The organism is Mesorhizobium sp. M1E.F.Ca.ET.041.01.1.1 (assembly GCF_003997355.1).
GTDB lineage: Bacteria > Pseudomonadota > Alphaproteobacteria > Rhizobiales > Rhizobiaceae > Mesorhizobium.
Genome location: NZ_RZSL01000770.1, coordinates 1 through 2370, shown reverse-complemented (window position 1 = coordinate 2370; position 2370 = coordinate 1). Strand labels below are relative to the sequence as shown.

The following is a 2370-nucleotide window of genomic DNA, read 5'->3' as shown; positions in this document are numbered from 1 at the left end:
CTTCCAGAGGCCGCGGCGGAACAGATGGCCGGCTGCGGCATGATAGGCGCCGTAGCTCATGAAAAGGCTGCCGGCGCGGCCAAGCCTGTCCAGGCCGAGCGCCTCCGAAATGGCGAGGAAATGCCGAAAGTCGCCCTGGAGCGCCGGCTTCTCCTCGCGCCAGGAGGCGAGCTCATCGGCAGTAGACAGGTTCGCTACCCGTTCGAGCGTGTCGGCAAAAAGCGTGCGCTCCAGAAACCGGCGGAATGCCCCGACGATACCGGCCATGCGCGCCTGCTCGTTGGCCGTCACGGCCCGAGTCGAGCCGCCCGGTCGAATGCCGAGCGTATGCGGCCAATGGCCGGCCAAAATACCCATCATGTGCATCCATTGCGCCCGCGCCGGCAGCACCTCCTCGGCGACAGTTCCCGAGAGAGCACGGAAGCGCGAAGCGGCCGCCTGGTGCCATGACTCGCCAGCATAGGCCTCGCGGGCGAAATCCGGCATGAAGAACAGGTAGAAATGCGTCAGGTGGTCGGCGACGTTTTCCGTCGCATGGATAAGGTCGATCGCGAGCCGGCCATTTGCCGCGACACCGAGCCCTTGCGCCTCGGCAAGCGCGCGTGCGGCGGCGATCGACTGCGAGACAGAGCAGATACCGCAGATGCGCGGCGCGTAGACGAGCGCATCTTGCGGCAACTTGCCGTGCAGGATCTGCTCGAAGCCACGGTAAAGCGGCGAGACGACTTCGGCAGAGCGGACCCACCCGCCGGCCACATCGAGCTTGACCTCGAGGTCGCCCTCGACACGATTGAACGGTCCGACGACAAGTCGGCTCATGGTCGCCTCTTCTGCCTGTCGTGCGGCGGCACCGCCACGTGATCGGCGGTCGCATTGGTCTTCAGGCGTACAGGCGTCGCCGCCTTCGAAAGTGCCGCCAGCGCAACGAACCAGGCCTTGGGCATGTCGGTCGGAAGCCCGACCGGGATGCCGGAAACCTTCGGCGTCGCGGTGAAGGAATGGCCGGGCTCCTCGAAGCTGGGCGAGGTGCAGTTGATGCAGGGATAGCCGCCGTCGATGCAGGAGCCAGAGCCGTTCCAAGGCCGGATGTTGCAGTCGGCGCGCGCCTGCGTGCCCTTGCAGCCGAGATTCTCCATCATGCAGCCGAGATCGCACAGCCGCTCGGCGCTCGCCTTGAACTCATAGAATTCGTTGCGGGAGCAACCGTGATGGACGAGATGGTTCGTGTAGCTCACGGGACGTTCCCACTCGTCGACATGGCTCTCGTCGAACCTGCCAGCAGCGATCTGATGCAGCGTTTCGGTCAGCCAGTCCGGGTGAATGGGACAGCCGGCCACATTGATAACCGGCAGGCCCGATTTCGTCAGGAAGCCGTGGCCGAGCAACCCGCCAGGCTCCGTGCCGTCATAGGAGAGGCCGCAGGCCTCAACGTGATTGGCGCCAGCGGCCGTGATACCGCCGAAGGCCGCGCATGAGCCGACGGCGACCACATGGCCGGCGACGGCCGCAAGATCGCTGATCCAGTCCATCACCGGCCGACCGGTTCCCGCCATCATGTGGAAGCGGCCGGTGCCGTTCGGTCCGCGCATGACGGCGCCTTCGAGGCAGAGGATATCCAGCGGAACCTCGCCCGATGTCACGCGCTCCATGATGGCGACGACGCTGCGCCCCGTCTCGACGCTTAACGAAGGATGCCACAGCACCTCGATACCGGCCGTGGCGAAGCTCGTGATGAGATCGGGGCCTTCGGCGCCGATCAGGGACAGCGTGCAGCCGCCGCAGCCGCCGGACTGAAGCCAGAGAAGGTTGAGCGGCCGCTTCATCATCGCCCCCTCAGCCTGGATTCGCCGGAAGGCGGACGGTGAACACGGCGCCGCCTTCGGGATGATTTGCCGCTGCCAGATCCCCGCCCTGTTCCTTCATCAGGCCGTAGCTCACATAGAGCCCCAGCCCCGTTCCCTGGCCGATCGGCTTGGTGGTGAAGAACGGCTCGAAGATCTGGTCCATATGCGTTTGCGGAATGCCGGTGCCGTTGTCGCGAACCTTGATGACGACATCTTCGCCTTCCCGGCGGCAGGAGATTTCGATCCGGGGCTCCGGTCGGTTCTGGAGGACATCCGCGGCATTGTGGACGAGATTGACGATGACCTGATGCAGGTGCCCCTTGCGCGCGCAGGCATCGAGCTCATCCGGCATGTCGAAGACAACAACGGGTTTGACGCGCTCTGCCCTGACGACCCAGTCGACGGCGGTGCGAATGGTGCGGGTGACATCGAAAACCTCCAGCCCCTCGCGCTGGCTGCTGGAAAAGCGGCGCAGATCCTGAACGATTGCGCGCACACGCTCCGCGCCTTCGAGCGTGCCGTCGAT

The 2370-nt window shown here is 65.3% G+C and carries 3 protein-coding genes; all 3 read right to left on the bottom strand.

Annotation, left to right across the window (positions count from 1 at the left end; genetic code table 11):
* On the bottom strand, positions 1-819 hold an 819-nt coding region (locus EOA38_RS33890), incomplete at its 3' end, for a nickel-dependent hydrogenase large subunit (RefSeq protein ID WP_189435107.1).
* The gene (locus tag EOA38_RS33885) at positions 816-1823 is read right to left on the bottom strand and encodes a HupU protein (RefSeq protein ID WP_210211965.1); all 1008 of its coding nucleotides are present in this window, start codon (positions 1821-1823) and stop codon (positions 816-818) included. The genes EOA38_RS33885 and EOA38_RS33890, both read right to left, overlap by 4 nt.
* A gap of 10 nt (positions 1824-1833) precedes the next feature.
* The coding region (locus EOA38_RS33880) for an ATP-binding protein (RefSeq protein WP_245480989.1) at positions 1834-2370 on the bottom strand (537 nt) is incomplete at its 5' end.